This is a genomic window from Vibrio sp. Vb0349, assembly GCF_033338975.1.
Window position 1 is genome coordinate 1 of sequence record NZ_JAWOTS010000228.1, and the last position, 1,341, is coordinate 1,341.

General features: G+C 46.7%; 1 protein-coding gene. It reads right to left on the reverse strand.

Going from position 1 to position 1,341, the window contains the following annotated elements:
• A partial coding sequence (gene thiC / locus R7Q47_RS24770; RefSeq protein WP_318089924.1) for a phosphomethylpyrimidine synthase ThiC occupies window positions 1-1,326 on the reverse strand: 1,326 nt, incomplete at its 3' end.
• Window positions 1,327-1,341: the final 15 nt, after the last annotated feature.

The following is a 1,341-nucleotide window of genomic DNA, read 5'->3' on the forward strand; positions in this document are numbered from 1 at the left end:
ATTCTCTTTGATCATGTGCATTGGAATATGACCAGGACCTTCAATGATGACCTGCACATCATATTCCCATGCGATTTTCGTCAACTCGCCGAGCGTACGCAGCTCTGCAAATTGCGCTTCATCGTTCGCGTCTGCAACCGAGCCAGGACGCAAGCCATCACCAAGAGACAGAGCTACATCGTACTTCGCACAAATTTCACAGATCTCGCGGAAATGGGTGTATAAGAAGCTTTCTTGGTGATGCGCTAGACACCACTTAGCGATAATCGAGCCACCACGCGAAACAATCCCCGTCACTCGCTTCGCCGTCATTGGAACATAGCGAAGTAGTAAACCAGCATGGATAGTAAAGTAATCAACACCCTGCTCTGCTTGTTCGATTAACGTGTCGCGCATGACTTCCCAATTCAGGTTCTCAGCAATGCCATTTACTTTCTCCAAAGCCTGATACATAGGAACCGTACCAATTGGCACCGGGCTATTGCGTAAAATCCATTCGCGAGTTTCATGAATGTTACGGCCGGTAGAAAGGTCCATCACGGTATCGCCACCCCAGCGTGTCGCCCAGACAAGTTTTTCCACTTCTTCTTCGATTGAAGACGTGACCGATGAGTTACCAATATTGGCATTCACCTTAACTAAGAAGTTACGGCCAATAATCATTGGTTCAGATTCTGGATGATTGATATTCGAAGGAATGATGGCGCGACCTTCTGCGACTTCTTTACGAACGAATTCTGCAGTAATGTCTTTAGGTAGATTTGCACCGAAGCTTTGGCCGGGATGCTGCTGAACCAGCACGTCATCGCGATATTGAGCGCGACCCATGTTCTCACGCAGTGCAATATATTCCATTTCCGGAGTAACAATGCCTTTGCGAGCATAGTGTAGTTGAGTGACGCATTTTCCGGCTTTAGCTCGTCGAATACGTGGTAAGTTGCCATAACGCAAATCATCTAAGGTTTCATCGTCAAGACGCTCTTTTGCGTAAACAGAGCTCACATCTTCAAGGATTTCAGTATCATTGCGTTCTTCAATCCACCCCTCTCTAAGCTTTGGTAAGCCACTATAAAGGTCGATAGCGTAATCTGGGTCGGTATACACACCAGAGGTGTCATAAACACGTACAGACTCATTCGACTCAAAAATTGGAGCCTCTTTGGTACCACCAATTAGGCTATCAGCCAAAGAAATTTCACGCATTGGCACTCGGATGTCAGGACGAGAACCCTCTACATACACTTTGGTTGAGTTTGGGTACGGCTGTACCGAGAGTGTATCAATGAACTGTTTTGCTTCCAGTCTCGCTTGTTTGCGACTCGACATAGCATTTTTCCTTGC